The organism is Pseudomonas sp. GW823-FHT03E05 (genome assembly GCF_058796855.1).
In genome coordinates, this window is the sequence record NZ_JBXAJB010000004.1 from 214562 (window position 1) to 240334 (window position 25773).

General features: G+C 63.9%; 21 protein-coding genes. 14 read left to right on the forward strand and 7 right to left on the reverse strand.

The window, feature by feature from the left end; genetic code table 11:
• Positions 1-38: 38 nt before the first annotated feature.
• The 5 genes from AC1RCO_RS17855 to edd form a co-directional block, all read right to left on the reverse strand.
• Positions 39-1298 (reverse strand): D-mannose isomerase, encoded by a 1260-nt coding sequence (locus AC1RCO_RS17855; RefSeq protein WP_015636742.1) that lies wholly within the window; start codon positions 1296-1298, stop codon positions 39-41.
• A gap of 187 nt (positions 1299-1485) precedes the next feature.
• Entirely contained in the window at positions 1486-2955 is a 1470-nt protein-coding gene (locus AC1RCO_RS17860) for an ATP-binding protein (protein WP_019094564.1), read from the reverse strand.
• Positions 2945-3676, reverse strand: a complete 732-nt coding sequence (locus tag AC1RCO_RS17865; protein WP_011062874.1) for a response regulator — start codon at positions 3674-3676, stop codon at positions 2945-2947. Before AC1RCO_RS17865 ends, AC1RCO_RS17860 begins: the two co-directional genes overlap by 11 nt.
• Before the next feature lie 69 nt (positions 3677-3745).
• Entirely contained in the window at positions 3746-4702 is a 957-nt protein-coding gene (locus AC1RCO_RS17870) for a glucokinase (RefSeq protein WP_011062875.1), read from the reverse strand.
• Positions 4699-6525 carry a phosphogluconate dehydratase gene (gene edd / locus AC1RCO_RS17875; RefSeq protein ID WP_011062876.1) on the reverse strand — a complete coding sequence of 609 codons (1827 nt, stop codon included), beginning with the start codon at positions 6523-6525 and terminating at the stop codon, positions 4699-4701. The genes AC1RCO_RS17870 and edd overlap by 4 nt, the downstream gene beginning before the upstream one ends.
• 223 nt (positions 6526-6748) lie before the next feature.
• Between edd and gap the strand changes: the two genes are divergently transcribed.
• From gap to AC1RCO_RS17920, 9 genes are all read left to right on the forward strand, one after another.
• Positions 6749-7753, forward strand: a complete 1005-nt coding sequence (gap, locus tag AC1RCO_RS17880; RefSeq protein ID WP_011062877.1) for a type I glyceraldehyde-3-phosphate dehydrogenase — start codon at positions 6749-6751, stop codon at positions 7751-7753.
• Positions 7754-7768: 15 nt separating this feature from the next.
• Positions 7769-8233: a methylglyoxal synthase gene (locus AC1RCO_RS17885; RefSeq protein ID WP_011062878.1), complete on the forward strand. Its 465-nt coding sequence runs from the start codon at positions 7769-7771 to the stop codon at positions 8231-8233.
• Between the two features lie 73 nt (positions 8234-8306).
• Positions 8307-8825 (forward strand): RNA polymerase sigma factor, encoded by a 519-nt coding sequence (locus AC1RCO_RS17890; protein ID WP_072442708.1) that lies wholly within the window; start codon positions 8307-8309, stop codon positions 8823-8825.
• A gap of 113 nt (positions 8826-8938) precedes the next feature.
• A complete protein-coding gene (locus AC1RCO_RS17895) occupies positions 8939-9907 on the forward strand; it encodes a FecR family protein (RefSeq protein WP_492617908.1) in 969 nt (322 codons plus the stop codon).
• A 121-nt stretch (positions 9908-10028) separates the two neighbouring features.
• Positions 10029-12647: a TonB-dependent receptor gene (locus tag AC1RCO_RS17900; protein ID WP_019094562.1), complete on the forward strand. Its 2619-nt coding sequence runs from the start codon at positions 10029-10031 to the stop codon at positions 12645-12647.
• A 112-nt stretch (positions 12648-12759) separates the two neighbouring features.
• On the forward strand, positions 12760-13368 hold the full coding sequence (locus AC1RCO_RS17905) for a biliverdin-producing heme oxygenase (protein ID WP_011062882.1): 609 nt from the start codon (positions 12760-12762) through the stop codon (positions 13366-13368).
• A gap of 117 nt (positions 13369-13485) precedes the next feature.
• Complete coding sequence (locus AC1RCO_RS17910) at positions 13486-13887, forward strand: YbaN family protein (RefSeq protein ID WP_053153419.1); 402 nt, start codon at positions 13486-13488, stop codon at positions 13885-13887.
• Between the two features lie 186 nt (positions 13888-14073).
• Positions 14074-16218, forward strand: coding sequence for a methyl-accepting chemotaxis protein (locus tag AC1RCO_RS17915; protein WP_011062884.1), 2145 nt, complete (start codon positions 14074-14076; stop codon positions 16216-16218).
• Positions 16219-16316: 98 nt separating this feature from the next.
• On the forward strand, positions 16317-17672 hold the full coding sequence (locus AC1RCO_RS17920; protein WP_492617909.1) for a CoA transferase: 1356 nt from the start codon (positions 16317-16319) through the stop codon (positions 17670-17672).
• A 44-nt stretch (positions 17673-17716) separates the two neighbouring features.
• Here the strand turns inward: AC1RCO_RS17920 and AC1RCO_RS17925 are convergent, their stop codons facing one another.
• Positions 17717-18586, reverse strand: a complete 870-nt coding sequence (locus AC1RCO_RS17925) for a DNA-3-methyladenine glycosylase family protein (RefSeq protein WP_492617910.1) — start codon at positions 18584-18586, stop codon at positions 17717-17719.
• Positions 18583-20010 carry an arginine-ornithine antiporter gene (gene arcD, locus AC1RCO_RS17930; RefSeq protein WP_011062887.1) on the reverse strand — a complete coding sequence of 476 codons (1428 nt, stop codon included), beginning with the start codon at positions 20008-20010 and terminating at the stop codon, positions 18583-18585. The genes AC1RCO_RS17925 and arcD (AC1RCO_RS17930) overlap by 4 nt, the downstream gene beginning before the upstream one ends.
• 453 nt (positions 20011-20463) lie before the next feature.
• Between arcD (AC1RCO_RS17930) and arcD (AC1RCO_RS17935) the strand changes: the two genes are divergently transcribed.
• The 5 genes from arcD (AC1RCO_RS17935) to AC1RCO_RS17955 all read left to right on the forward strand — a co-directional run bounded on the left by arcD (AC1RCO_RS17935) (position 20464) and on the right by AC1RCO_RS17955 (position 25712).
• The gene (arcD, locus tag AC1RCO_RS17935; RefSeq protein WP_011062888.1) at positions 20464-21891 is read left to right on the forward strand and encodes an arginine-ornithine antiporter; all 1428 of its coding nucleotides are present in this window, start codon (positions 20464-20466) and stop codon (positions 21889-21891) included.
• Positions 21892-21936: 45 nt separating this feature from the next.
• The gene (gene arcA / locus AC1RCO_RS17940) at positions 21937-23193 is read left to right on the forward strand and encodes an arginine deiminase (RefSeq protein ID WP_011062889.1); all 1257 of its coding nucleotides are present in this window, start codon (positions 21937-21939) and stop codon (positions 23191-23193) included.
• A gap of 84 nt (positions 23194-23277) precedes the next feature.
• A complete protein-coding gene (locus AC1RCO_RS17945) occupies positions 23278-24288 on the forward strand; it encodes an ornithine carbamoyltransferase (protein ID WP_015636749.1) in 1011 nt (336 codons plus the stop codon).
• 62 nt (positions 24289-24350) lie between these two features.
• Positions 24351-25280 carry a carbamate kinase gene (gene arcC / locus AC1RCO_RS17950; protein WP_492617911.1) on the forward strand — a complete coding sequence of 310 codons (930 nt, stop codon included), beginning with the start codon at positions 24351-24353 and terminating at the stop codon, positions 25278-25280.
• A 72-nt stretch (positions 25281-25352) separates the two neighbouring features.
• Positions 25353-25712, forward strand: a complete 360-nt coding sequence (locus tag AC1RCO_RS17955; RefSeq protein ID WP_011062892.1) for a DUF5064 family protein — start codon at positions 25353-25355, stop codon at positions 25710-25712.
• The last annotated feature ends 61 nt before the right edge of the window (positions 25713-25773 follow it).

Here is a 25773-nt window from a genome sequence, read left to right on the forward strand (position 1 = left end):
TTCGAGTAACGAAGCGATGGGGAAATGTCACCACATGGTTACACAAGGCCCGGAACAGACACCTGGGCCAATGCCGAAGCCATGCTCGGGGCCAACGGCAGGCGCGGGATCAGCACCGCCTGCCAGGCGTGATAGAGGTCCGGCTTGCCGCCCCAGATCCGGGCTGACGGCTGGTTGTCCGGGCCCAGTTCGTGGTGCCAGCTACCGTGCCTGCGGTCGATGAAATGGGCCTCGCAGAATTCCCAGAAACAGCGGTACCAGGCCTCGTACTGGGCCTGGCCGGTGCGTTTGAGCAAGGCGCTGGCGGCGGCGCTGGCCTCGGCGTGGGTCCAGTGCAGGCGCTCGCGCACCACTGGCTGGTGGTCCCAGTCCAGGGTGTAGACCATGCCCGGGGCGCCATCGACGCTCCAGCCATGGCGGCAGTTGCTTTCGAACAGCTTCTGCGCGTCCTGCACCAGCCAGCCGGGGGTCAGCATGCCGGCCTTCACCCGCGAAGCCTCCAGGTGCAGCAACAGCCGCGCCCATTCGAAGCCGTGTCCCGGGGTGGTGCCAAAGGGCCGGAAACCGTCGGCGGGAAAGGCCCGGTTGTAGTCACGAAGTGGTTGCCAGGCGAGGTCGAAATGCTCGATCACCATGAAGTCGTTGGCCGCCGCCTGAGTGTGGATCACCCGCTCGACGATCCGCAGGGCGCGGGTCAGCCAGCGTGAGTCCTGGGTGACATCGGCCAGGGCCAGGAACGCCTCGGTGGCGTGCATGTTGCTGTTGGCACCGCGATAGGCTTCCGGCTGACTCCAGTCGCAGTTGAAAGACTCGCGCAGCGCGCCCTCCTCCTCGCTCCAGAAATGCCGGTCGATGATGGCGATGGCCTCCTCCAGCAAACGCTCGGCGCCGGGACGTTGGGCCACCACCGCGGAGCTGGCCGCCAGAGCGACAAAGGCATGCAGGTAGGCGGCCTTGGTGCTGTTGCCGTCGGCCTGCCCGGCCACGGCGAACCAGCCGCCGTGCTCGGCATCACGCAAGGGCCCGCCGAGGGCGGCGATGCCGTGGTCCACCAGAGCGGCATAACCCGGCAGGCCCTGGATATGGGCCATGGCGAAGCTGTGGGTCATGCGCGCGGTGTTCATGGTTTCGGCCTGGGCGCCGCTGGGCAGGCGGCCCTGTTCATCGAGGTTGCCAAAGCCCGCGGGGAGCCGTGAGGCCTTGGCAAAATCCAGCAGGCGCAGGCCTTCGGCGGCGAGCCAGGCCTGATGTGCAGGGGCATTCAGCCAACTGCTGAATGGCAGGGAGAGAGCGTCCATGGGTGACCTGTTGTTGTTTTTATCGAAGGCTTGAGTCTAATCAAGCCGCCTGCGACCGCAGGTAACAAAGGACCAGCGCAATGTCACCAAACCGTGACATTGCACCTTGAGCCCTGTGGTGCCCTTGAGGACGCCTTCGCTGGCAAGCCAGTTCCTCCACAAGCCAGCGCTTACAACGGCCGGCAGGTCAGTCGAAGGTCCGGGGCAGGTACAGGGTTACGCGCAGGCCGCCTTCGCGCAGGTTCTGCAGGCTGACTTCGCCGCCATGGCTGTGGGCGATGTTGCGGGCAATCCCCAGGCCCAGGCCGTAGCCCTGCTGCTGGCCAGCAAGACGGAAGTGCGGCTCGAAGACTTGCTCCAGGCGCTGCTCCGGTACGCCGGGGCCTTCGTCGTCGACATGCAGGACAAAGCCGCTGTCGTCGTCTTCGATGTGCAGGTGAGCGTTCTGTCCGTACTTCAGGGCATTGTCGATCAGGTTGCCCATGCAGCGCTTGAGCGCCAGGGGCTTGCCCGGGTAGCTGGCCAGGGCCCGGCCCTGTTGGGTCACGCGGCCATTGCCGTTGGGTGCCAGATAAGGCTCTACCAGGCAGTCGAGTACCTGATTGAGGTCCACCGGCTCGATGTTCTCGTGGATGTCGGTGTCCTTGACGCACTGCAGCGCGCCCTTGACCAGCAACTCCAGTTCATCCAGGTCGCGCCCGAACTTGGCCTGCAGTTGCTCGTCCTCCAGCAATTCCACCCGCAGGCGCAAGCGGGTGATGGGGGTGCGCAGGTCATGGGAGATGGCGCTGAACAGCTGGCTGCGCTCGGTCAGGTAGCGGCTGATGCGCTCGCGCATGCTGTTGAAGGCCCGCCCCACTTCCACCACCTCGCTGCCACCGCCCTCCGCTACCGGCTCGACGTCGGCCCCCAGGGACATGTCCCGCGCCGCCCGGGCCAGGCGCTTGAGGGGCCGGCTCTGCCAATGCACCAACAGGCCGATGAACAACAGCAGAAAACCGCTGGTGAGCAGGATGAACCACACCTGCTGCGCCGGCAGGCCCTGTTCTTCCAGGCTGGTGTAGGGCTCGGGCAACAGCGAGGCGATGTACAGCCACTCTCCCGGCGCCATCTGGATCTGGGTCACCAGCACCGGCGGGTTTACCGGTTCCAGGGTCAGGGCGTAATGGGCCCAGGAGCGCGGCAATTCGTCGAGCTTGAGGCCGCCATTGAAGATCCGCAGGTCATCGGGGCTGACGAAGGTCACGGAGATATCCGCGTCATTGCCCAGGGACTGGCGCAACACCTGCTCCACGGCTTGCAACACCGCTTCTTTGCGCGGGGTGGCGGGCAGCACCTGCATGCCCAGGGGCTTGTCGTTCAGGGTCACGACAAACCGCGTACCGCCCATGCTGCGCAACTGGTCCAGCACCAGGGGCCGGTACGCCACCGGCAACGAACGCAGGTAACTGACGCTGGCGGTCATCGAGTGGGCCAGGCTGCGGGCGCTGGTCACCAGCCCTTCGAGCTGGGTGGCGCGCAGTTGGGAAACCCAGATCACGCTGGACAGCGCCTGGGCGAACAGCACCGCCAGCAGGGTCAAAAGCAGCATCCGCCCCAGCAGGGAACGGGGCACCGGCAGGCGCCGCAGCACTTTGCGCAATGCCTCAGTGGCCACTGCCGGCAACCACATTGGCTGCCAATTGATAGCCACTGCCGCGCACGGTACGAATCAGCCGCGGCGGCTTTTCGGTGTCACGCAGACGCTGGCGCAGGCGGCTCACCGCCATGTCGACGATGCGATCCAGGGGCATCAGGTCACGCCCGCGGGTGGCATTGCCGATGGTGTCGCGATCGAGGATTTCCTGGGGATGGTCGAGAAACAGCTTGAGCAGAGCGAAGTCGGCGCCGGAAAGAATCACCTCCTCGCCATCGTTGTGGAACAGCCGGTGGCTGATCACATCCAGGCGCCATTCGTCGAAGCACAGCACCTCGCCGACAACCCGCTCCTGGGTGAACTGCACGCGCCGCAGCAGGGCCTTGATCCGCGCCTGCAGCTCCCGGGGGCTGAAAGGCTTGCCCAGGTAGTCGTCGGCGCCCAGCTCCAGGCCGATGACCCGATCGGCCTCGTCGGAGCTGGCGGTCAGCATGATGATCGGCACCTGGCTGCGCTTGGGATGCTGGCGGATCCAGCGGCACAGGCTGAAGCCGTCTTCGTCCGGCAGCATCACATCGAGGATCACCAGGTCGCTGGGCGCCTCGTTGAGGGCCAGGCGAAAGCCGGCCCCGTCGGCGGTGCTGCGCACCTGGAAGCCGCAGCGGCTGAGATAGGTTTCCAGCAGCTCGCGAATTTCCTGATCGTCGTCAACCAACAAAATCGACTTACTGACTGAACTCACCGGGGCCGTCCTTATTGTTAGGCAGGGTGCGCGATTATGCCTGATGCCGGGTCGCCTGCCAGGGCGGCGTCAGCCCTGGGCCTGCTCCAGGGCCACGCCGGCACCGGTGAGCCCGGAATAGGGCGCGGTCACCAGCCACACCGGGATGCCCTTGAAGTAATCGCTCATGCAACCCTTGTCGGCAAAGCTCTTGGCAAAGCCGCTGTGGATGAAGAAATCGGCAAAGCGCGGAATCACCCCACCGACGATGTACACCCCGCCACGCCCCCCGGTGGTCAGCACGTTGTTGCCCGCCACCCGGCCCAGCCAGCAGCTGAACTGCTCCAGCACTTCCCGGGCGATCGGGTCGCCGGCCAGGCCGGCCGCGGTGATGGCCTCCGGAGTCTCGAGCCGCGGCTCATGGCCGTCCACCGCGCAGATCGCCCGATACACCCGGGGCAGGCCGCCACCGCTGAGGGCGGTCTCGGCGCTGACATGGCCGATCTCGTCGTGAATGTGCTGCCAGAGCTGGGTTTCCCGCGCACTGCTCAAGGGCAGGTCGACATGCCCACCCTCCCCCGGCAAGGCCATGTAACGACCGTCGCCGAAGTTCAGCAGGGTGCCCACCCCGAGGCCCGTGCCCGGGCCGATCACCACGGCCGGGCGCAAGGGCTCGGCAACGCCTTCGCAGACCACGCGAAATTCATCCGGCTGCAGGCGGGTCATGCCCAGGGCCATGGCCGAGAAGTCGTTGACCAACAGCAGTTGGTCCACCTGCAACGCCTGGCAGAAAGCCTGGCGACTCAGGCGCCAGTGGTTGTTGGTGAAGCGAAACTCATCGCCGCTGACCGGGCCGGCCACCGACAGGCACACCGAACCTATGGCACCCAGGGCCAGCCCCTGGTCCCGCAGGTAGGCCTTGATGGCGTCTTCCGGGCAGCTGTAGTCCGCAGTGGCGTGGACTTCGATCGCCTCCAGTTGTTGGTCTTTCCACAACGCGAAGCGCGCGTTGGTGCCACCGATATCACCGACCAGGGCCAGTTTCACTTGAGCGTCTCCAGGGCAGAGGTAAAGGCGCTGGCGCCCTGCTCTGCCGAGCTGAAGGCCATGCGCATGAAGGCGAAGAGTTCGCGGCCGGTGCCAACGTTGTTGCCCAGCAGGCCCTTGGCCGGCTCCCGGGCGGCGAATTCTGCGGCGTCTACCTTAAGCTCCAGGGTGCCCTTGACGCCATCCACGCGGATGATATCGCCGTCCAGCACCCGGGCCAGCGCGCCACCCACCTGGGCTTCGGGGCTGACATGGATCGCTGCCGGAATCTTGCCCGAAGCGCCGGACATGCGCCCGTCGGTGACCAGCGCCACCTTGAAGCCGCGGTCCTGCAGCACCCCGAGGAAGGGGGTCATCTTGTGCAGCTCGGGCATGCCGTTGGAGCGCGGGCCCTGGAAGCGCATCACCGCGACGAAGTCCTTCTCCAGCAGGCCGGCCTTGAAGGCATCGGCCAGGTCCTGCTGGTCCTGGAACACCACGGCCGGGGCCTCGACGATCTGGTGCTCCGGGGCCACGGCGGAAACCTTCATCACGCCGCGACCGAGATTGCCTTCCATGACCCGCAAGCCGCCCTCCGCAGAGAACGCCCGGGCCACCGGGCGCAGGATGTTTTCGTCCAGGCTTTCGATCGGGCCGTCGCGCCACACCAGCTTGCCGTTGTCCAGGAAGGGTTCCTGGGTATAGCGGCTCAGGCCGCGGCCGGCCACGGTATTGACGTCTTCGTGGAGCAGGCCGGCTTCCAGCAGCTCGCGGATCAGGAACGACATGCCGCCCGCCGCCTGGAAGTGGTTGATATCGGCCTTGCCGTTTGGATAGACGTGGGACAGGGTCGGCACCACCTCGGAGAGGTCGGCCATGTCCTGCCAGGTCAGCTGGATGCCCGCCGCCTGGGCGATGGCCGGCATGTGCAGGGTGTGGTTGGTGGAGCCGCCCGTGGCGTGCAGGGCAACGATGGAGTTGACCAGCACGCGCTCGTCGACGATCTCGCCAATCGGCATGAAGGCCCCGCTCTGCTTGGTCAGGCGCGTGACCTGCTGCGCCGCCTCATGGGTCAGGGCATCGCGCAGCGGCGTATTGGGGTTGACGAAAGAGGCGCCCGGCAGGTGCAAGCCCATGACTTCCATCAGCAACTGGTTGGTGTTGGCGGTGCCGTAGAAGGTGCAGGTGCCGGGGCTGTGGTAGGACTTCATTTCCGACTCCAGCAGTTCCTCGCGGCTGGCCTTGCCTTCGGCGTAACGCTGGCGCACGTCAGCTTTCTGCTTGTTGGAAATGCCCGAGACCATGGGCCCGCCCGGAACGAAGATGGTCGGCAGGTGACCGAAGCGCAGGGCGCCCATCATCAACCCCGGGACAATCTTGTCGCAGATCCCCAGCATCAGCGCGGCATCGAACATGTTGTGAGAGAGGGCCACCGCCGTAGACAGGGCGATCACTTCACGGCTCGGCAGGCTCAGTTCCATGCCGGCCTCGCCCTGGGTCACGCCATCGCACATGGCCGGGGTGCCGCCGGCGAACTGGCCCACCGAGCCGATCTCGCGCAGGGCGCGCTTGATCTGCTCGGGGAACACCTCGTAAGGCTGGTGCGCCGACAACATGTCGTTATATGACGAAACAATTGCCACGTTGGCCGCATTCATCATCCGCAGGTTGTGCTTGTCGTCGGTGCCGCAACCGGCCACGCCGTGGGCGAAGTTCGCACATTGCAGCTTGCCCCGCTGCGGGCCATCGCTGGCGGCATCGCGGATCAGCGCGAGATAGGCCTGGCGAGTGGCGCGACTGCGGGCGATAAGCCGTTCGGTGACCTCAAGAACGCGGGGATGCATGTGTAGAACTCCAGGCTAACGGATGTGGCGACCTGTTTGTCTATGCTGATCAGACGCGCCACCGCTCAGGGACAGCGGAGGATGTTTCTGACCATTTGGACCAGTTGATTCAGGTCACTCGTTGTAGATAAGACAAAATATTGCCACTAAAAAGGCTTGTTTTCTATTTCTATGCGAATAATCTTGTAATTCCAACAACAAATTCAACGACAGGCGTTTGCACATGACTCTTCGAATCGCAATCAATGGTTTTGGCCGTATCGGCCGTAACGTCCTGCGCGCACTTTATACCCAAGGCTATCGCCAGGATCTGCAGATCGTCGCTATCAACGATCTCGGAGACAGCGCTATCAATGCCCACCTGCTGAAATACGACACCGTGCACGGTACTTTCGACGCCCAAGTCGAACACGATCAGGAAAGCCTCACCGTGAATGGCGATCGGATTGCCGTCAGCGCCATCCGCAACCCGGCCGAACTGCCCTGGGCCGCGGAGAAGATCGACGTGGTGTTCGAATGCACCGGCCTGTTCACCGACCGCGCCAAGGCTGCCGCCCATCTGACCGCCGGTGCCCGCAAGGTCATCATCTCGGCCCCGGCCAAGGGCGCCGACGCCACCGTGGTCTACGGGGTCAACCACGACATCCTGCGCCAGTCGCACCAGATCATCTCCAACGCCTCGTGCACCACCAACTGCCTGGCGCCGGTGGCCCAGGTACTGCACCGCGAGCTGGGCATCGACAACGGCCTGATGACCACCATCCACGCCTACACCAACGACCAGAACCTCACCGACGTCTACCACAGCGACCCCTATCGCGCCCGTTCGGCCACCCAGAACATGATCCCGAGCAAGACCGGCGCTGCCGAAGCGGTGGGCCTGGTGCTGCCGGAGCTGGCTGGCAAGCTGACCGGCATGGCCGTGCGAGTACCGGTGATCAACGTGTCCCTGGTGGACCTGACGGTGACCCTCAAGCGCGACACCACCGCCGAAGAGGTCAATGCCTTGCTCAAGAGCGCCAGCCAGCACTCGACGATCCTCGGCTACAACACCCTGCCGCTGGTCTCCAGCGACTTCAACCACAATCCGCTGTCGTCGATCTTCGACGCCAACCACACCAAGGTCAGCGGTGGCCGGTTGCTCAAGGTGCTGGCCTGGTACGACAACGAGTGGGGTTTCTCCAACCGCATGCTGGATAACTGCCTGGCCCTGTGCAACGCGGAATAAAACGGATATTCGTCGATGATCGGTATCAGTTTCACCCACAAGACCATGGCCGCGCGCAAGCGCATCGCCCTGGTCGCCCATGACCACTGCAAGGCGTTCCTGCTGGAGTGGGCCGGGCGGCAAAAGGCGCGCCTGGCCGAGCACGAGCTGGTTGCCACCGGTACCACCGGCCTGTTGCTGAGCAAGCACCTGGGGCTGCCGGTGGAAAGCATGATCAGCGGCCCCCTGGGCGGCGATCAGCAACTGGGGGCGCAGATTGCCGAGCAACGGGTCGACCTGCTGGTGTTCTTCTGGGACCCCTTCGAACCCCAGCCCCATGATCCGGACATCAAGGCCCTGTTGCGGGTAGCGGCGGTATGGAACATTCCGGTGGCCTGCAACGAGTGCAGCGCCGACTACCTGCTCAGCAGCCCGCTGATGAACCAGGCCCATGAGCACCGGATTCCCGACTATCAGGCCTACCTGGCCGGCCGAGGATAATTCACGCAAGGCTTGACCATTGACGTAGATGACAATCATTATCATCTGCTGAAAAAATGGATCAGGCCTTGCTGTGAGTCAATCGCACTTCAACCACGTCTTCCTCACCCAACGCATTTCTCTGCTGCGAACGCTGGAGCGGATGGTCAACAACCACAGCACCGCCGAAGACCTGCTGCAGGAAACCTACCTGCGCGTGACCCGGGCCCTGAGCGAGCGGCCGATCACGCACCTTGAACCCTTTGTCTTCCAGACCGCGCGCAACCTCGCCCTGGATCACCTGCGGGCCCGGCGCATCCAGGGCCGCACCCTGCTCGAAGACGTACCGCCGGAGGTGGTGGAGAATGTCGCCGCGCCCGTCAGCAGTGCCGAAGACGCGGCCCACGCCGAGCAGATGCTGGAACGCCTGAACCTCAGCCTCGGCCAGCTCAGCCCGCGCCAGCAGCAGATCTTCATCCTCAGCCGCCTGCACGGCCACAGTTACCAGGAGATCGCCGACAAGCTCGGGGTTTCACTGAGCACGGTGCAAAAGGAATTGAAACTGATCATGGCCATCTGCATCGGCGTCGCCGAACGTCTCGACGGCCAGTGAGTCTCAACCGCTGAGCAGAATGACTGCGGCAGCCCCGAGCCTTTGTTAACCTTGGCCGGCTTTCGCTCTCTCTTGAAAAAACAGCCGCGCACAGACGCAGCCGAGGAACACCCGTGACGGATTTTCACAGCGCCGAGCCGCCCACCCCTGCCGGCCCGCACTCAAGCACCCTGGCCATGGATCAGGCACTGGATTGGCTGATCGAGCTGGAACATCCGAACGAGGAACAAGTGCGCCAATTTCATCAGTGGCTGGCGGCTTCACCGCTCAACACCCAGGCCTTCGAAAAGGCCCAGGCGATCTGGAATGGCCCGCAAGTGGCGCAATGCGCCCTGACCCTGGCAGCGCCACCGAAAGTCTCGCGCCTGGCGCGCCTGCGCCCCCACTGGAAACCCCTGGCCACCGCCGCGGTGCTGCTGCTCGGATTATTCAGCTTCAGCAACCTGCCGCTGCGCCTGCAGGCCGACCACCTGACCCAGGTCGGCGAGCGCCAGCGCCTGCAGCTCGAAGACGGTTCCAAGGTGCTGCTCAACACCAACTCGGCCTTTTCCAGCGACATCAACGATCACCAGCGCGTGGCCCGGCTGTACCAGGGCGAAGCCTTCTTCGAGATCCCCGGCAATCGCGGCCTGCCCCTGGAACTGGACGCCGGCCCGGTCAAGGCCAGCGTGCGCGACACCACCTTTGCCGTGCGCTACCTGGACGGCGTGGCCCAAGTCCAGGTGCAGCGCGGTGACATCGACCTGCGCGCCACCCACGCCGACCAGCGCCTGCGCCTGCGCGCCGGGGAAAGCGTGCGGGTCGGGCCCCAGGGCTTCGACCAGCCGGCCAGGCTCGACGCCGACAAAGAGCTGGCCTGGGTCCAGGGCCGCCTGGTGTTCGAGAACTGCCCCCTGAGCCAGGTCCTGGCCGAACTGCGGCGCTATTACCCGGGCTGGATCGTCAACAACAACGAACACCTGGCAAAGGTCGCGGTAACCGGCAACTACCGCCTGGATCAGCCTCTGGATGTGGTGCGTTCCCTGGCCCACATCACTTCGGCACGGCTTTCCGAGTTCCCGGCACTAGTGATTCTCAACTGAGAACAATTATTTTTACGCGATCTCTACGGGTCGTACGTCTCGTTATAGCCAATGCAACTGATTCGCATTTTGAATGTGTATCTGCACCTATAAAAGTTTCGTGCGACCCGGAGCGCTCTCGATGTCCCCTCGCCTCAACAGCCGATCCCCTGTTCCCTGTGCCCGCCTGCAAAACTGCACCCTGTCGCTGCTGACCGCAGCCATCCTGCTGGCCGGCGCCCACGCTGCCCCCGTGATGGCCGCCGATGCCCCGGCATCCTCCAGCCAGCGCATGGGCAACTACAACTTCGCTATCGCCCAGCAGCCGCTGGTATCGGCGCTCAACGCCTTTACTGCGGTCACCGGCTGGCAAGTGGGCCTGCCGGCGGAGCTGGGCAGCGGGGTGTCCTCCCCGGGCGTGCGCGGTTCGCTGCCACCGGAAAAGGCCCTGGATCGGCTGCTCAGCGGCACCAACCTGAGCTACCGCAAGCTGGGCAACAACAACATCGTTCTGGAAAAGCGCAGCGCAGCCAATGTGGTGAACCTGCAGCAGGTGACCATCAGCGCCACCCGTCAGGAGCAGGACATCAACTCGGTGCCCAGCACCGTGAGCGTGCACACCCGGGAAGAACTCGACCGCCAGAACGTCAACACGATCAAGGAACTGGTGCGTTATGAGCCTGGTGTTTCAGTCGGCGGTGCAGGCCAGCGTGCCGGTATCAGCGGCTACAACATCCGTGGTATCGACAGCGACCGGATCCTCACCCAGGTGGACGGCGTGGAAGTGCCGGATCACTTCTTCAGCGGCCCTTATGCCAAGACCAACCGGAACTACGTCGACCCGGAAATCGTCAAGCGCGTGGAAATCCTGCGTGGCCCGGCCTCGGTGCTCTACGGCAGCAGCGCCATCGGTGGCGCCGTCAGTTATTACACTCTGGACGCCGACGACATCATCAAGCCCGGCGAGGATTTTGGCGCGCGCCTGAAGACCGGCTACAGCTCGGCGGACGAAAGCTGGCTGAAATCCGGCACCTTCGCCGGGCGGGTCGGCGAATTCGACGGTTTGTTGCACCTGAGCCAGCGTGACGGCCACGAGACCGAGTCCTATGGCAGCAACAACGGCACCGGCCTGAACCGCACTGCCGCCAACCCGGAAGACGCCCGGACCACCAACGTACTGGCCAAGCTCGGCTGGAACTATGCGGACGACGCACGCCTGGGCCTGACCTACGAAAAGTACAAGGACGACCGCGACACCAATCAGAAAAGTGCGGTGGGCGGCCTGTTCCTCAATGGCGTTGGCCAGAACTGGTATCGCTCGCGCGTCGGCAACGACACCATCACCCGCGAACGCTTCGGCCTGGAAAACAGCTTTGCCCTGGAGTCGCCGATCGCCGACCAGATCAAGTGGAGCCTGAACTACCAGATCGCCAAGACCGACCAGACCACCTCCGAGCGCTACAACCCGGTGTCGATCTTCAGCCCGGTGGCGCGTGACGTGCAGCGTGAGCGGAAAACCCTGTACCAGGAAAAACAATGGGTGTTCGACGCTCAGCTGGACAAGGCCTTCGCCCTGGGTGAAACCGATCACCAGTTGACCTACGGCACCACTCTCAAGCAGCAGAAGGTCACGGGCTCGCGCTATGGTACCGCCAGTTGCCTGGCCGTCGGTGCCGGCTGTACCGCGATTGGCGCGCCGAGCCCTTCTGCCGGTGACAGCGTGAAGAAGTCCAGCGACTTCCCGGACCCGACCATCAACACCTACAGCCTGTTCGTCCAGGACCAGATCAGCTGGAACGCCTGGACCTTCACTCCGGGCCTGCGCTATGACTACACCCGGCTCAAGCCCAAGCTGACCCAGGAGTTTCTCAACGTTGCCAACTCAACGGGCGCCTTCCCGGTCAGCGACGATGAAAAGACCTGGCACCGCGTATCGCCCAAGTTCGGCCTGACCTACGCCTTTGACGAGCATTACACCGGTTACGGCCAATACTCCGAAGGCTTCCGTACCCCCTCGGCCAAGGCGCTCTACGGCCGCTTCGAAAACCTCGCGGGCGGCTATGTAGTGGAGCCCAACTCCAACCTCAAGCCGGAAACGAGCAAGAGCTACGAAACCGGCCTGCGTGGCAACTTCGACGCGGGCTCCTTCGACGTCTCGGTGTTCTACAACCAGTACCGCGACTTCATCAACGAAGACGCCATTACTGCCGGGGCACTGTTGTCGGTCATCCAGAGCAACAACATCAAGCACGCCACCATCAAGGGCGCGGAAGCCAAGGGCCGCCTCAACCTCGACGCCTTCGGTGCTCCACAAGGGCTGTACAGCATCGGCTCGGTGGCCTACGCATACGGTCGCAACAACGACAACGGCGAACCGATCAACAGCGTCAACCCGCTCAAAGGCGTGTTCGGCCTGGGCTATGACCAGGACAACTACGGCGCCCTGCTGAGCTGGACCCTGGTCAAGCGCAAGGACCGGGTCGACGACAGTACCTTCAAGGCTCCGGACGGGCGCGTTACCAGCAGCCAGTTCAAATCCCCGGGCTTCGGCATTCTCGACCTCAGCGGTTTCTACAAGGTCACCGATGACCTGACCGTGAACGCCGGCCTGTACAACCTGACCGACAAGAAATACTGGAACTGGGACGACGTGCGCGGCTACGACAGCGTCGGCGAAGCCGGCCAGACCGCACCCGCCAACCTCGACCGCCTGACCCAGCCCGGCCGCAACTTCTCGGTCAACCTGGTGTGGGATATCTGACGCCTGGACACCTCACTGCCCTTTTTCATCCAGGGCAGTGAGGATTTTTTACTGTATCGCGTCTTCTTGTTCGTCTAGTCACTAAGTGCCTCTCATTCTCAAGGACATCTGCATGACCTCCCAGGATTCCTCCCAGCGTCACCACCTGCGCTCCCAACGCCTGAACCAGATCACCCACGAGCCGCATTCCAAGCTCGACGCCCTGGTCAAGGCCCATGCGCCCTTCGAAACCCAAGGTGCATTCGCCCGTTTCGTGGTGGCCCAGTACCTGTTCCAGTCGGAACTGGTGGACCTGTACAACGATGCCGAACTGAACAAGATCGTCCCGGACCTGGCCGAGCGCTGCCGCGCCGAAGCTGCCAAGGCTGACCTAGCCGACCTGGAAACCGAGGTTCCTGCGCCAGTGGCCGGTGCCGTCAGCAACCCGAGCCAGGCCGAAGCCCTGGGCTGGATCTTCGTCTCCGAGGGCTCCAAGCTGGGTGCCGCGTTCCTGATCAAGCGTGCCGTGGGCCTGGGCCTGAGCGAAACCTTCGGTGCCCGTCACCTGGGCGAACCGGCCGGTGGCCGCGCCGAAGGCTGGAAAACCTTCACCCGCATCCTCGACGGCCTGGAGTTCACCGCCGAAGAAGAAGCCGCGGCGGAAAAAGGTGCCCTGGATGCCTTCAACCGCTTCACCGTGCTGCTGGAACAGGCTTACTCCGGCGCCGCACAACCGGCCTGACCCGCGTAGTTGCGGGCAGGTGGCGCGCCAAGGCGTGCCCCTGCCCGCAGCGGTATTTTGTCGGCCGGCGGCATTCCCGGATTGAGCCGTACGACGCGTTACCTCATCATCGAAACCATGACCCCCACTCGCCCCTCCTCGTCGAAGATTTCCCGCCTGCTGTTTGGCGCGCTGGCCTATGTCAGCCTGGCCATCGGCCTGATCGCCATCGTCGTACCCGGCCTGCCGACCACCGAGTTCATCCTGCTCGCTGCCTGGGCCGCCACCAAGAGCTCGCCACGGCTAAGCGCCTGGATGGAGAACCATCGCCTGTTCGGGCCTATCCTCTGCAACTGGCGCAACGGCCGCATCGTCAGCCGCAAGGCCAAGATCAGCGCCACGGTCAGCATGCTGCTGTGCGCCGGGCTGATGCTGACCCTGCTCAACCATCACTGGACGATGTATGCCGCCATTGCCGGCATGACCCTGGGCAACCTGTGGATCTGGTCACGCCCCGAAGCCCTGCCGCAGGCCTCCTGACCTGCGCCCGCTGGCAGCTATGCCCTTGCCCCTGAGGCCATATATGTCAAGGACATGACCGTTCGTCGGCAGCCCCTCACGCAAAGGCCGCCCGAGCCGATGTTCCGGGCATAGCGCTGAATGGACTTGGCGACCGGAGTCATCCGATTCCGTGCTTTCCATCCGTCCTTTCGCGAGATCGCCCCCATGTTCGACTCTCTCTCCATTCGCCTGAAAATAGTGCTGTTGTCCGGACTGTGCCTGTTGGGCGTAGTGGCGCTGATCGTCGGCATGAACCTGTACCAGAGCCAGCAGAACAACCAACTGGTCAACACCTCCAGCACGCGGATGCTCACCGCCGGGGTCGAAGAGTTGCTGCAGGCAAAGGCCGCCGACCAGGCAGTACGGGTGCAGAAGACTTTCGGTGAAAGCAACCTGGTGATCACCGCCCTGGCGGACCAGGTACGCGACCTGCGTGACATGGCGAGCAAGCGCGGCCTGGAAGCTGCGGCACTGCGCGAAGAGCTCAACCACAGCCTGAAGACCGCCTTCGAGCGCAATCCCAAAGTGCTCGGCATCTGGCTGGCCTACGAACCCAACGCCCTGGATGGCAAGGACAGCGAATTTCTCAATGACGCAGCCCGTGCTTCCAACGAACGCGGGCGCTTCGCCACCTACTGGAGCCGATCCGGGGGCCAGCAGTTGAACACCGTGATGGTGGAAGACGACCTGACCAAGACCACCCTCAACCTCAGCGGCACCCCCTATAACGTCTGGTACACCTGCCCCCGCGACAGCCGCCGTACCTGCCTGCTGGACCCCTACGCCGACACCATCGGCGAGGACAAGAAACAGGTGCTGATGACCACCATCTCCCAGCCCTTGCTGGTGGACGGCAAGGTCATCGGGGTGATTGGCGTCGACATCGCCCTGGACTCCCTGCAGGCCGCGGCCGGCGAATCCCAGCGCTTTCTGTTCAACGGTGCCGGGCACATGATGATCGTCGCCGGCAGCGGCTTGCTGGCGGCCGTGGGCGCCGATGCCAGCCAGGTCGGCAAGAACATCAACGAAACCCTCGGCGCCCAGGGCAAGGATATCCTCGCGCTGCTCGCCGGCAACCAGAACAAGGTCCTGCAACAGGGTGAACTGATCCGCGCGGTCTACCCCTTCAGCCCGATTGCCGATGCCAAGCCCTGGGGCGTCACCATCGATCTGCCGCAACAAGTGCTGCTGGCAGACTCGGTAAAACTGCAAGGCCTGCTGGATGAGGCCCAGACCAGCGGTACGGTGAAAACCGTACTGGTGGCCGTCGGCGCCGGCCTGCTGGGCCTGCTGCTGATCTGGCTCAGCGCCTCGGGCGTGACCCGCCCGATCAACAGCGTGGCGCAGATGCTCAAGGCCATCGCCAGCGGCGACGGCGACCTGACCCAGCGCCTGGACTACAGCAAGAAAGACGAACTCGGCGAACTGGTGGGCTGGTTCAACCGCTTCCTCGACAAGCTGCAACCGACCATCGCCCAGATCAAGCAGAGCATCACCGAAGCCCGGGGCACCGCCGACCAGTCTTCGGAGATCGCCCGCCAGACCAGTGAAGGCATGCAAGTGCAGTTCCGCGAAATCGATCAAGTGGCCACCGCCTCCAACGAAATGAGCGCCACTGCCCACGATGTTGCCAACAGTGCCTCCAATGCCGCCCAGGCCGCCCGTGGCGCAGACCAGTCGGCCAAGGAAGGCATGACCATCATCGAGCGCAGCACCCGGGACATCAGCCTGCTGGCCGACGAGGTGAGCAAGGCGGTGGGGGAAGTCGAAGCCCTGGCGGTGAGCAGCGAACAGATAGGGTCGGTGCTGGAAGTGATCCGCAGTATTGCCGAGCAGACCAACCTGCTGGCCCTCAACGCCGCCATCGAAGCGGCTCGCGCCGGGGAAAGCGGCCGCGGTTTCGCCGTGGTGGCCGATGAAGTGCGCAACCTGGCCAAGCGCACCCAGGACTCGGTGGAGGAAATCCGCGTGGTGATCGAACGCATCCAGAGCGGCACCCGGGATGTGGTGACCACCATGCACGCCAGCCAGAGCCAGGCGCAGAACAATGCCGGGCAGATCCAGCAGGCAGTCCAGGCCCTGGGCAAGATCAGCGACGCGGTCACCGTGATCAGCGACATGAACCTGCAGATCGCCAGCGCTGCCGAGCAGCAGAGCGCGGTGGCCGAAGAGGTCAACCGCAACGTCTCGGCGATTCGCACCGTGACCGAAACCCTCACCGAACAGGCCAGTGAGTCGGCCCAGGTCAGCAGCCAGCTCAATGCCCTGGCCACCCAGCAAATGAAACTCATGGATCAGTTCCGCGTGTAAGCGCTGCTCCGGCGCCAGCCGCGGCCGATGACCAGGGGTGATCGACAGCCGCGGCAGTTTCAGGGTGCAATGCCCTCCTCTGATCCGCGGAGTGGGCCATGACCGAGTTACTCGCATCCATCCAGGCCGCGCTGGGCCTGGCGTCATCAAGCATCCGGCAAACAGGCCTGGGCGCCCTGCCCTCGGCCTTCGCCGTGACCGACCTGGCCAGCGCCAGCATTGCCGCTGCCGGGCAGGCAGTCGCTGAACTCCTGTACAGCCAGACCGGACGCCTGCCAGAGGTCAGCGTCGACCGGCGCCTGGCCTCGTTCTGGTTCGCCAGCTCGATCCGCCCGCAGGGCTGGAGCCTGCCATCACCCTGGGACCCGATTGCCGGCGACTACGCCAGCCGCGACGGCTGGATTCGCCTGCACACCAACGCACCTCAGCACCGTGCCGCCGCCGAACGGGTGCTGGGAGCGGTGACCGAACGCTCGGCCATGGCCGCCCAGGTGGCCACCTGGAACGCCCTGGAACTGGAGCAGGCGATAGTCGACCAGGGCGGTTGTGCCGCGCAGATGCGCAGCTGGGCGCAGTGGCAGGCCCACCCCCAGGGCCGGGCGGTAAACAGCGAACCCCTGGTGCACTGGCTGCCCCAGGCCGATCAGCGGCACAGGGCCTGGAGCGGTCGCGTCGACCGGCCCCTGGCCGGGCTCAAGGTACTGGACCTGACCCGGGTCCTGGCGGGCCCGGTGGCCAGCCGCCTGCTGGCGGGGCTCGGGGCCGAGGTGTTGCGCATCGATCCGCCACACTGGAACGAGCCGGCCCTGGAGCCGGAGGTGACCCTGGGCAAACGCTGCGCGCGCCTCGATCTGCACGACCTTGAGCAGCGTGCCCTGTTCGAAGGCCTGCTGGCGCAGGCCGACCTGCTTCTGCATGGCTACCGCGCCGATGCCCTGGAACACCTGGGTTATGACGCCCAGGCACGCCAGAAAATCGCTCCGGGGCTGATCGAAGTCAGCCTCAATGCCTACGGCTGGAGCGACCCCTGGCGCAACCGCCGGGGCTTCGACAGCCTGGTGCAGATGAGCTGCGGCATCGCCGAAGCCGGCATGGCCTGGAAAGCCGCGGACAGGCCTGTACCACTGCCGGTCCAGGCCCTGGATCACGCCACCGGTTACCTGATGGCAGCCAGCGCCCTGCGGGCACTGACCCGGTCCCTGAGCGGCGAGCAGGGCGCATCGGCGCGCCTGTCCCTGGCCCGTACCGCCCAGTTGCTGGTTGATCATTCCCCGTCAGCAACCGCCGAAATTCCACTGCGCGCCGAAGACCACGAGGATCAGGGGCTGGTGCTGGAACAGACCCCTTGGGGGCCGGCGCGGCGCCTGCGGGTGCCGTTGCACATCAATGGAACGCCGGTGCAGTGGAGTTGCCCGGCCACCGCCCTGGGCGCCCATCGCCCCAGATGGTGGTGAAGGCCTTGGCTGGCAGTTGATCCCGTAGGAACCGGCAGACCGTTTCAGCCCATGGCCGCCCACAAATGCTGCGCCGCATAACCGCGCCACGGCCGCCAGGCCTCGGCCCGGGCCAGCAGTTGGCGGGCATTGGGCCGCAGCCCCTGCAGACGTGCCACAGCGTTGAACAGGCCTACGTCCGCCGCCGGAAAGGCATCGCTCTCGCGCAACTGGCGCAGGGCGATGTATTGCGCGGTCCAATCGCCGATTCCCGGCAATTGCAACAGGCGCTCCACCCCCTGTTGCAGGCTGGCCCTGGGTTCGAACAGGAGTGGATCGTCGAGCAAGGCCTGGGCCACGGCAGACAGCGTGCGTGCCCGGCTGCGGGGCATTCCCAGGTCGGCTAGGTTGGCAGTGGACACCACCTGGGGAATGGGAAACAGGTGGGTCAAACCGGGCCACTGCGGGTCGGGACTGGCCAGCAACCGGCCATGCACCGCCACCAGCTTGCCCGCCAGGCGGATCGCGCCCTGCACGGTGATCTGCTGGCCCAGCACGGCGCGAATGGCCAGCTCGAAATCGTCCCAGGCCCCGGGTACTCGCAGGCCCGGGCGTGCCGCCAGCAACGGTGCGAGCAGCGGATCACGGGCCAGATGGCGGTTGATCAGGGGCAGGTCCGCGTCCAGATCGAATTGCCGGCGCAAGCGCGCCAGCACCTGGGGCAGCAGGGCCTGCTCGGCCCCCTGCAACTGCACCTGCAAATGGCCTGCAGGCCCCGGGCAGACACTCAAGGTGCCTTGCCCGCCCGCCAGCGCGAAGGTACGGGCATAAGTATCGCCCCGCACCACCTCCAGGCCTTCGATGGCGCGGGCCCTGAGAAAGCCCAGCATCGCCGGCCAGTCGTAGGCGCCCTGGTAGGGCAGGTGATGAATCACAGCGCCAGCAGACCGCTGTACAAGCCATAGGCCGCCAATGAGGCGCCGATGACCACAGCCGCGAAGATCAGTTTTTCCAGCGGGGTGAACAACGGCTCGCCCTGCTCATGCTTGGCCTTGGCGAACAGGATCACCCCCGGCGCATACAACAAGGCCGACAGCAGCAGGTACTTCAAGCCGCCGGCGTAAAGCAGCCAGATGGCGTAGCTCAGGGCCACGGTGGCGATGAACAGGTCCTTCTTGCGTTCCCGGGAGGCCTGCTCGTAGGTTTCCCCGCGACCGCTGAGCAGCACCGCATAGGCCGCCGACCACAGGTAGGGCACCAGGATCATCGACGACGCCAGGTAGATCAGGCTGGTGTAGGTGCCGGCGGAGAACAGGGTGATCAGCAGAAAGATCTGGATCATCACGTTGGTCAGCCACAAGGCATTGACCGGCACATGGTTGGCGTTTTCCTTCTTCAGGAAAGCCGGCATGGTCCGGTCCCGGGCGGTGGCGTAGAGGATCTCGGCGCACAGCAAGGCCCAGGACAGCAAGGCCCCCAGCAGGGAAACCGCCAGGCCGATGCTGATCAGCAAGGCGCCCCAGGGGCCGACGATATGCTCCAGCACTGCCGCCAGGGAAGGGTTCTGCAATTGCGCCAGCTCCGGCTGGCTCATGATCCCCAACGACAGCACGTTGACCAGTACCAGCAGCGCCAGCACCCCGAGAAAACCGATCACCGTGGCCCGCCCGACATCGGCGCGCTTCTGCGCCCGGGCCGAATACACGCTGGCGCCCTCGATACCGATGAACACGAACACCGTCACCAGCATCATGTTGCGCACCTGGTCCATCACCCCGCCGAAGTTCGGGTTGCTGCGGCCCCAGATATCCCGGGTGAAGATATCCGCCTTGAATGCCACGGCAGCGATGACGATGAACATCACCAGCGGCACGATCTTCGCCACCGTGGTCAGCTGGTTGATGAACGCCGCCTCCTTGATCCCCCGCAACACCAGGAAATGCACGGCCCACAGCAGGACCGAGGCACAGCCGATGGCCACCGGGGTATTGCCCTGGCCGAACACCGGAAAGAAATAGCCCAGGGTGCTGAACAGCAGGACGAAGTAGCCGACGTTGCCCAGCCAGGCACTGATCCAGTAACCCCAGGCCGATGAAAAGCCCATGTAGTCGCCGAACCCGGCCTTGGCATAGGCGTAGACCCCGGAATCGAGCTCCGGCTTGCGGTTGGCCAGGGTCTGGAAGACGAAGGCCAGGGTCAGCATCCCCACCGCGGTGATGGCCCAGCCGATCAGCACCGCTCCGGCATCGGCCCGGGCCGCCATATTCTGCGGCAGCGAGAAGATCCCGCCGCCAATCATGGAACCCACCACCAGGGCGATCAATGCACCGAGTTGCAGCTTCTGCGCCGGTTGTGACATCCCTACCTCTGCTTCAGTGAGTCGATCTGGCGATTAAAGCTACACGCTATTAAATAACTTCTACAAATTTGCGTCTAACAGTAACAGTCAATTATTTATCCTTTAAGCAACGGGCGTCTGTACACCCCGTAGAAGGCCCTGAATAAGCGACTGTTTTGTTATGTATATGCACTAAGTGCCATCACTACCAAGTGATTAATCAATGCCGCTGAAAGATTTGCACATTCCCCAAAAGGGTCTAGTTTCAAACGTCGTCGGCAATGAGAACCGCTACTGATAAGGAGATCGAAACCTGTCTGGAATGGCCCTCTCCGGGCAGCATTCTACCCCCCGCAACAAATCTTAAGTCATTCATTCACAACGGAATGCAGTAATGAACTGATCTGAGTCAGCTGTTCGGATTGCAAGCAGATTTACTCTGACGTCTCTCTTCTCCTGCATTGGAGTCATGCAATGTCTGAATCCCCCGGTAAACTAAGACTGGGCGCCTTAGTCGCCCTGGTAGTGGGTTCCATGATTGGCGGCGGGATCTTCTCCTTACCGCAAAACATGGCCGCCAGCGCCGATGTTGGTGCTGTTCTTATTGGTTGGGCAATTACCGCTGTCGGCATGTTGACCCTGGCCTTCGTCTTCCAAACTCTAGCCAATCGCAAACCTGATCTGGATGGCGGCGTCTACGCCTACGCCAAGGCCGGGTTCGGTGACTACATGGGCTTTTCATCGGCCTGGGGTTACTGGATCAGCGCCTGGCTGGGCAACGTCGGCTACTTCGTCCTGCTGTTCAGCACCCTGGGCTATTTCTTCCCGATCTTCGGCGAGGGCAACACCCCCGCGGCCGTGATCGGCGCCTCTGTTTTGCTCTGGGCCGTGCACTTCCTGGTGCTGCGCGGCATCAAGGAAGCGGCCTTCATCAACCTGGTGACCACGGTTGCCAAGGTGGTGCCGCTGCTGCTGTTCGTGCTGATCGCCCTGTTCGCCTTCAAGCTGGATATCTTCACCGCCGACATCTGGGGCGTGAAGAATCCGGACCTGGGCAGCGTGATGAACCAGGTGCGCAACATGATGCTGGTCACCGTGTGGGTGTTCATCGGCATCGAGGGCGCGAGCATCTTCTCGTCCCGGGCGGAGAAACGCTCGGATGTGGGCAAGGCCACCGTCATCGGCTTCATCACCGTGCTGCTGTTCCTGGTGCTGGTGAACGTGCTGTCCCTGGGGATCATGACCCAGCCGGAACTGGCCAAGCTGCAGAACCCGTCCATGGCGGCAGTGCTGGAGCATGTGGTGGGCCACTGGGGCGCGGTACTGATCAGCGTCGGCCTGATCATCTCGCTGCTGGGGGCGCTGCTGTCCTGGGTGCTGCTGTGCGCGGAAATCATGTTCGCCGCCGCCAAGGACCACACCATGCCGGAGTTCCTGCGCCGCGAGAACGCCAACCACGTACCGGCCAACGCCCTGTGGCTGACCAATGCCATGGTGCAGATCTTCCTGGTCATCACCCTGTTCTCGGCCAGCACCTACCTGTCGCTGATCTACCTCGCCACCTCGATGATCCTGGTGCCCTACCTGTGGTCGGCGGCCTACGCAGTACTGCTGGCGGTGCGCGGCGAAAGCTATGAACAGGCCCTGGCCGAACGCAAGAAGGACCTGATCATCGGCAGCATCGCCCTGCTCTACGCGATCTGGCTGCTGTATGCCGGCGGGGTCAAGTACCTGCTGCTCTCGGCCCTGCTCTACGCCCCCGGCGTGGTGCTGTTCGCCAAGGCCAAGATGGAACTGCACAAACCGATTTTCACCAACGTCGAGAAGCTGATTTTTGCCGCAGTGGTCATAGGCGCCCTGGTGGCGGCCTACGGACTCTACGACGGCTTCCTGACCCTATAGCTCTAGCAACACCCCCGATTGTTTTGTCTCTGGAGGATCACAGTAATGACCACGGAAAAAGTTAAGTACGGCGTACATTCCGAAGCCGGCAAACTGCGCAAAGTCATGGTTTGTTCCCCAGGCCTGGCCCATCAGCGGCTGACCCCGAACAACTGCGATGAACTGCTGTTCGATGATGTGCTGTGGGTGGCCCAGGCCAAACGCGACCACTTCGACTTCGTCACCAAGATGCGTGAGCGGGATATCGATGTGCTGGAAATGCACAACCTGCTGACCGACATTGTCGCCATGCCCGAAGCCCTGGACTGGATTCTGGAGCGCAAGATCACCGCCAACCAGGTCGGCCTGGGCCTGGTCAATGAAGTCGGTTCGTGGCTGCGCAGCCTGGAGCCGCGCAAGGTCGCCGAGTACCTGATCGGCGGTGTATCGGCCGATGACCTGCCCACCAGCTTCGGTGGCAAGACCATCGAGATGTTCCGCGACTTCCTCGGCCACTCCAGCTTCATCCTGCCGCCGCTGCCCAACACCCAGTTCACCCGCGACACCACCTGCTGGATCTACGGCGGCGTGACCCTGAACCCGATGTACTGGCCGGCGCGACGTCAGGAAACCCTACTGACCACCGCCATCTACAAGTTCCACCCCGAGTTCACCAACGCCGACTTCCAGATCTGGTACGGCGATCCGGACCAGGAACACGGCAACGCCACCCTGGAAGGCGGCGACGTGATGCCGATCGGCAACGGCGTGGTCCTGATCGGCATGGGCGAGCGCTCCTCGCGTCAGGCCATCGGCCAACTGGCGCTGAACCTGTTCAAGCACAAGGCCGTGGAGCGCGTGATCGTCGCCGGCCTGCCGAAATCCCGCGCGGCGATGCACCTGGACACCGTGTTCAGCTTCTGCGACCGCGACCTGGTCACAGTCTTCCCGGAAGTGGTGAGCCAGATCGTCGCCTTCAGCCTGCGCCCTGACGAAAGCAAGCCCGGCGGCATCGATGTGCGTCGCGAAGAGACCAGCTTCCTCGACACCGTGGCCAAGGCCCTCAACCTCAAGGCCCTGCGCGTGGTGGAAACCGGTGGCAACGCCTTCGCCGCCGAGCGCGAGCAATGGGACGACGGCAACAACGTGGTGGCCGTGGAGCCCGGCGTGGTCATCGGCTACGACCGCAACACCTACACCAACACCCTGCTGCGCAAGGCCGGGGTCGAGGTCATCACCATCAGCGCCGGCGAACTGGGCCGGGGCCGTGGCGGCGGCCACTGCATGACCTGCCCGATCATCCGCGACCCCATCGACTACTAAGCGACCCTATCCGACATAGCAGCTTGCCGTTGCCCCTACAAAGGGCCTCGGCAAGTGGACGACCGAAATCAAAGGAGATCCATCATGGCTTTCAACATCCACAACCGTAACCTGCTGAGCCTGGAACACCACACCCCACGTGAGCTGCGCTACCTGCTGGACCTGTCCCGCGACCTCAAGCGCGCCAAGTACACCGGCACCGAGCAGCAGCACCTCAAGGGCAACAACATCGCCCTGATCTTCGAAAAGACCTCGACCCGTACCCGTTGCGCCTTCGAAGTGGCGGCCTATGACCAGGGCGCCAACGTCACCTACATCGACCCCAACTCCTCGCAGATCGGCCACAAGGAAAGCATGAAGGACACCGCCCGAGTGCTGGGGCGCATGTACGACGCCATCGAGTACCGCGGCTTCAAGCAGGAAATCGTCGAAGAACTGGCGAAATTCGCCGGGGTTCCGGTGTTCAACGGCCTGACCGATGAATACCACCCGACCCAGATGATCGCCGACGTGCTGACCATGCGTGAGCACGCCGACAAGCCGATCCACGAGATCAGCTACGCCTACCTGGGCGATGCGCGCAACAACATGGGCAACTCGCTGCTGCTGGTGGGCGCCAAGCTCGGCATGGACGTGCGCATCTGCGCGCCCAAGGCCCTGTGGCCCCATGACGACCTGGTGCAGCGCTGCAAGCAATACGCAGAGGAAAGCGGTGCCCGCATCACCCTCACCGAGGATCCGAAAGCCGCGGTCAAGGGCGTGGACTTCATTCACACCGACGTCTGGGTCTCCATGGGCGAACCGGTGGAAGCCTGGGCCGAGCGTATCGAGCAACTGCTGCCCTACCAGGTCAACGCCCAGTTGATGAAAGCCACCGGCAACCCACGGACCAAGTTCATGCACTGCCTGCCGGCTTTCCACAACAGCGATACCAAGGTCGGCAAGCAGATCGCCGAGCAGTATCCGCACCTGGCCAACGGCATTGAAGTGACCGACGACGTGTTCGAGTCGCCCGCCTGCATCGCCTTCGAGCAAGCGGAAAACCGCATGCACACCATCAAGGCGATCCTGGTTTCGACCCTGGCCGACCTGTAATCCCCCTCCAGCACCGGGGCCGCCCAGGCGGCGCCGGCACCGGACTCTAGAAGGACTGCATTATGCGTATCGTCGTTGCACTGGGCGGTAACGCCCTGCTCCGCCGTGGTGAACCCATGACCGCGGACAACCAACGCGCCAACATCCGCATCGCCACCGAACAGATCGCCAAGATCCACCCCGGCAACCAACTGGTGATTGCCCACGGCAATGGCCCGCAGGTCGGCCTGCTGTCGTTGCAAGCGGCGGCCTATACCCAGGTTTCGCCCTACCCGCTGGACGTGCTAGGCGCCGAGACCGAAGGCATGATCGGCTACATCATCGAACAGGAACTGGGCAACCTGCTGGACTTCGAGGTGCCGTTCGCCACCTTGCTGACCCAGGTGGAAGTGGACGCCAAGGACCCGGCATTCAAGAACCCGACCAAGCCCATCGGCCCGGTCTACAGCAAGGAAGAAGCCGAGAAGCTGGCCAAGGAAAAAGGCTGGGCCATCGCCCCGGATGGCGACAAGTACCGCCGGGTAGTGGCCAGCCCGAAACCCAAGCGCATCTTCGAGATCCGTCCGATCAAGTGGCTGCTGGAAAAAAGCAGCATCGTGATCTGCGCCGGCGGTGGCGGCATCCCCACCATGTACGGCGAGGATGGCAAGCTCAAGGGCATCGAGGCCGTGATCGACAAGGACCTGTGCTCGGCGCTGCTGGCCGAGCAACTGGAAGCCGACCTGCTGGTGATCGCCACCGACGTCAACGCGGCGTTCATCGACTTCGGCAAACCGACCCAGAAGGCCATCGGCCAGGCCCACCCGGACGAAATCGAGAAGCTGGGCTTTGCCGCCGGCTCCATGGGGCCGAAGGTCCTGGCCGCCTGCGAATTTGCCCGGCACACTGGCAAAACCGCAGTGATCGGTTCACTCTCGGACATCGAAGCGATCGTCCAGGGCAAGGCCGGCACCCGCATCAGCACCGCGCAACCTGGCATCAGTTACCTGTAAGACGCTTGCAGTGAAAACTCGGGGCAGGCCCGGCGCCTGCCCTCATTTCAAAGCCCTGGAGGAGAGAAGCCTATGGCCATGTTTGAGCCCGGTCACCTGCATATCGAGCGCCATGCGCTGAACAAGGACGACTTCAGCTACAACCTGTGCATTGACTACGAAGTGGCCCACGACCCCAAGGAGGGCAAGGGCATGCTGTTCACCCTGCACGGCACCATCGAAGACAAGTCCCTGAAGGAGCAGTTTTTCCTGGCCAAGGACCTGGCTTTCGACTTCGCCCGCCACGCCACCCGCCTCGCCCAGCAGCACGGCCTGCCCAAGAGCGCCAGCATTGCCTCGATGCACAAGTACTACGACGAAATGTTCGAGGACGTACGCAAGCAACTGGACGTCAAGCCCGGCGACCCGGTGAAACCCGAGCACCTTGCATAACCCCCGATCCCCTGCTGGGGCCGACGTGCCGGCGAACTGACCACGGCCCTGCATCGCTGCC